Origin of the sequence: Pseudomonas sp. Sample_9 (assembly GCF_004307535.1) — a bacterium.
Taxonomy (GTDB): domain Bacteria; phylum Pseudomonadota; class Gammaproteobacteria; order Pseudomonadales; family Pseudomonadaceae; genus Aquipseudomonas; species Aquipseudomonas mercuritolerans.
This window is the reverse complement of the sequence record NZ_RAZO01000424.1, coordinates 1-4,158: the sequence shown is the minus strand read 5'-3', so window position 1 is coordinate 4,158 and position 4,158 is coordinate 1. Positions and strand designations below refer to the sequence as shown.

The 4,158-nt window shown below is 61.9% G+C and carries 4 protein-coding genes; all 4 read right to left on the bottom strand.

Features of this window, described 5'->3' with window-relative positions; genetic code table 11:
• Positions 1-3: 3 nt before the first annotated feature.
• Positions 4-210: a tail protein X gene (locus D6877_RS24350; protein ID WP_064596196.1), complete on the bottom strand. Its 207-nt coding sequence runs from the start codon at positions 208-210 to the stop codon at positions 4-6.
• Entirely contained in the window at positions 185-1,030 is an 846-nt protein-coding gene (locus D6877_RS24345) for a phage tail protein (protein WP_130912351.1), read from the bottom strand. Before D6877_RS24345 ends, D6877_RS24350 begins: the two co-directional genes overlap by 26 nt.
• Before the next feature lie 9 nt (positions 1,031-1,039).
• Positions 1,040-3,676: a phage tail tape measure protein gene (locus D6877_RS24340; RefSeq protein ID WP_130912350.1), complete on the bottom strand. Its 2,637-nt coding sequence runs from the start codon at positions 3,674-3,676 to the stop codon at positions 1,040-1,042.
• Positions 3,677-3,826: 150 nt separating this feature from the next.
• On the bottom strand, positions 3,827-4,158 hold a 332-nt coding region (locus D6877_RS24335; RefSeq protein ID WP_347233434.1), incomplete at its 5' end, for a phage tail assembly protein.

Sequence of the window (4,158 nt, the reverse complement as noted above, 5' to 3'; positions counted from 1 at the left end):
GGGTCAATCCCACAAGCTGACGCCCTCACTGGTCGGACTCGGCAGATCCGGCAGGACGATAATCACGCCGGACCGGAAAGGCTGAGGCTCATCCGCCAGGCCCTGATTGGCATCGAGCACAGCCTCGACGCTGCCATTCAGATGGCCGTAAACGTTGTTGCAAATGACATCGAGCATGTCGCCATCAGACGTCCTGCATGTCGTCGCCATAGCGCTCAAACTCCAAAGTGAAACCCTGTTTTCGAGCGATCCCGCCGTGCAGCAGCGCGGACTGTTCTTCGTTGATGTTTTTCAGGCACCACGTTCCGATCACTTCGCCATAACCCGTGGTCAGGGTCAGCGGCTGTAGCCTGGCCCCGATGGAACGCAGGGTGTCGAGCTGCTTCAATCCACCTTTGAAGCCCGGGTAGATCGTGCCCTTGAGCGTCAACTTTTCATCGCCCATGCCGATGGCCTGCTTCGCCGGCCGGCGCGTCAGTCGCTCCTGCGAAGCCCAGCGGAATTCAGTCGAACGGCTCAGCTCATCAAAGGCTGCCGTATCCAGATTGAAGTAATACGGCTCAATTTTCGGATCACGCGGCTGGATGATCATCAGGTGCGGGAACGGCTTTACCGCCTCCGGCGCCGGCGTGGCCTCACCGGCAAAGGAACTGGTGGGCACGATGTTGGCCAGCGACGGACTGACCTTGCCGGCGACGTTGTTGATCGCCGTGGCCGCCTTGCCCGCCTGCTCCTTCAATGTGCCAAGCCGCTCCTGCACTTCAGCCGCCGCGCGGGTGGCGCGGCCGTAAACCGCTACCACCTGACCGACCTTGGCCTGAGCCGCGTCGACGCCGCGCATCACTCGCTGAAGTTTGGCGCCGATGGCCGGACCAACAAACGGGATGTTCTCCAGTTCGGACGCGGCGCCGGTCAGTTCGCGGATCGCGCCATTGACCGGGGTCAGCATGCCGTCAGCACTGCGCCGCCCGGTTTCAGCTGCCTCGACCAGATACTTCAGGCTCGATTGCATGCTCTCCATATAAGCCATGAGGCCTCCTTACACATGGGGTTCGTCGTACAGCTTGGCGGCGTTACTCTTCGCCGCGTCCGCCATCATTCGCTGCATGTGCGGCATCAGATCCTGCGCCAAGGTTTGCGGGTCCTTGACGTCACCCTGCACCGTGACCGGCATACTCAGCGAGTACTGAAACTGCTGGTCTACTTTGGCCGGCACCGGTTTTTCTGGCTCCTTGGGTTGGATAGCCAGCGCCGCCGACTTGAGCGGCGCCGTCACCGCCATCGAGCGCGCGACATCCCCCAGCACCGGACCTTGCTGCGCCGCTGACGTCAGCATGAGCGGCGTAGTCGGCACCGGTGCCTTTGCCGTTTGTTCGGGTTTTTCATCCTCTCCGCCGAACAGCGATTTACCCAAAGATCCGCCCAGCGCCGCACCGCCCTGACTGCCCAGATAAGCACCGATCAAGCCGCCGATGGCGGTGCCGATGATCGGCACCACCGAACCAATGGCAGCTCCGGCTGCGGCGCCGGCCATGGTGCCGGCCAGGTTGCCAGCGGCCGCACCGTAGCCCTCGGCTTTTTGGTCCTTGGTCTTGGCGTTTTCAAACGTCTCATAGGCCATGGCCCCGGACTCCAGCAGCGTACCGCCTGGAATCATCTTGGCGACTTTGCCGACCTTACCAACGGCCTGCACAACCCCGCCAAGCTTGGCCATCGTGCCCGCCGGAACAGCCGGTACCGGTGGAGTGACCGGCCGTGGTACGGGAGCAGACGGACGCGGCAGCGGTGAACGCGCCGCCCCAGGGCGAGGCAGCGGCCGCCGCCGCGAAGCACTGCGCCGCGAGCCGCGACCACGCCGGCGAGACTCGCCTTGAATATCCGCGCCGCCAGCGCCGCCCATGGCGTTGGCATTGACGACGAAAACTTTTTGGACGCCGTCGTTACCTGCGCCAGTTTCAGTGCCAAGGCCGCCGCCCGTTGCCGCTTCCTTCACCCGCGAAACAACATCCAGGCCAGTCGCTACCAGATCAAGTTCTCCGGGCTTTTCATTGCGGGCTTCGCTCACACTCCTGCCACCGCGCGACCCACGCGCAAGGTTTAGCAGCCCCTTGCTGATTTTGATCGTGCTGAAGATACCTTTTAAGGCGATCAGCCCCGCCCCGACCGTGGCGATACCGGCAACTACCCCGGGCGCGCTATCAGTCAGCGACGTAATACCTTTAGTAACCTTGGTCAACGACTCGGCCACGGTGTCCGTCACCGGCCGCAAGGCATCGCCGATGCTGCGCATGGCGTCATCCATCGACTGGGCCATTTCCGCCCATTTCTGCGATGACGACTCGCGCCGCTCGGCGAGGTTTTTGTCGAGGATCCCGGTCGCTTCACGCGAATCGTTTTTGAGCTGGCTGTACAGCGCCTTGTTCTGCATGTAAGCCGACAGTGCGGCCTTGACCTGCATATCGGCGAACAGGTCACCGGTGCGCAGGGATTCTTCCAGCGAGGCCATCATGGCCTTGGCTTTTTCTGGATTGGCTTCCTTGCTGATTTTTGACGTGGCTTCGGCCATGGCCGCCGCACGCTTGGGATCGGTCGCCTGAATGTACTTCTGAGCCAGCGCCATACTGGTCTCAAGCGTCGACAGGCCGTTTTGCAAACCGGTCTGCATCGATCCCTTGTAATCGATGCTGGCTTTTTCGTAAGCCTTGACCGTATCGGTCGAACCGATTTTGCCCATCCAGTTTTTCAGGTTGTTGGCCGCTTCGTCCGAACTGCCGGCCTGCTTCATCTGGACCTGCAACATGGCGCCCAATTGCGTCACCGCATCCAGGCCAGTGATGCCGTTGCTGGCCATGTTGGCCAACAGCTCCGGAAACCACTTGGCCATGTCGGCCGCTTCAAAGCTGCCCGCCTGCCCTTGGTAGGCAATCGCCTCCAGCGCCTGCTGCATCTGCTTGGGGTCGGTGATCTTGGCGTTCTGCCCCAGGGCGTTGATCATTTTCGCCGTGTCGACGCCGCTGGATCCCTGCCCCACGACAAACTTGGCCGCGACAGGCGCGTACTCCAGCGCCTTGCTCAGGTCCATACCGGCGCCGACCAACTGATTGACCACGTCGGCCACATCGTTGCGCGCCATGCCGGTGTCGCGTGATGTGTCGATGATCTTGCGCGACATCTCCTGCTCTTGCGGCTTGTTGGCAATACCGGCCTTGATCGCGATATCTCGCACAATCGCGCCAAAATCAGCGCTGACCTTGGTCGGTACCGCCATCGCACCGACACCGACCACCGCTGCACCGACGGCACCCTTCATGCCCTTTACGCCAGAATCAATCTGCTGATGACCCTTGGCTTTCAGCTCGGCTTTGTTGGCCGTCTGCCCCATCGAGCGATAGGCTTTTTCCAGCCGGCCGACCTCTATCCCCTGCTTTTTCAGGCTGTCGAGGTTCGAGTTCAAACGGTTGAGTAATTTGGACGCGCCGGCAGCGCCGGTGTCGTGAGCCTTTTTCCATTCTTCGCGCAGGCGGATGGTGTCGCCAATCGTGCGCTGCAGCACCCGCGCTTTGTTGCCTTCTGCCTCGAGGCGCTTGATGCGCCCGGTCACGTCCTTGAACGCGGCGCCGACCGTGGAACTGACGGCGCCGCCAATCACTAGCCCGAGGGCGAGTTTGTTTGCCATGTCATGGCCCCCATGTGCCCAGCACTACCGATGGCGGCTCAATCCGTGAGCCACCACACCATGTCCGCGAACGGCATCGACTGGATCTCGGCGGCGGAAAATCCGGTTTCCGCCGCCAGACGTTTCGCCGCCGACTTGATCACGCTGGGGTTAAAGCCCGTCGTCGTTGTCCATGCGAAAATAACCGGCCTGCAAGCGGTTAAAATCCACCAGCTTCAGCCCCTCCAGATCCGCGACAGGCGCACCGGACAACGCAGCAAACAACACCAGCTCGCGCTGCTCATCATCGCCACCCACTTCGCGGTTGGCCGCCCGCACGTCGCCCACGGTCGGCGAACGCAAGGCCAGCTTGTCGACGGTCACGCCGTTGATTTCGCTCGGGCACGACAGCGTTACCAGCACCTGGTCGGTGGTCAGCGACAACCACGCCGGCATCGAGTCCGAATAATCGGTTTTCGGTACCAGGTGCGAATACGCCGTTT

Bases quoted from the DNA above. Each gene is read 5' to 3' on its own strand.
- D6877_RS24350 (WP_064596196.1), bottom strand. From the start codon at position 210: ATGGCGACGACATGCAGGACGTCTGATGGCGACATGCTCGATGTCATT.
- D6877_RS24345 (WP_130912351.1), bottom strand. From the start codon at position 1,030: ATGGCTTATATGGAGAGCATGCAATCGAGCCTGAAGTATCTGGTCGAG.
- D6877_RS24340 (WP_130912350.1), bottom strand. From the start codon at position 3,676: ATGGCAAACAAACTCGCCCTCGGGCTAGTGATTGGCGGCGCCGTCAGT.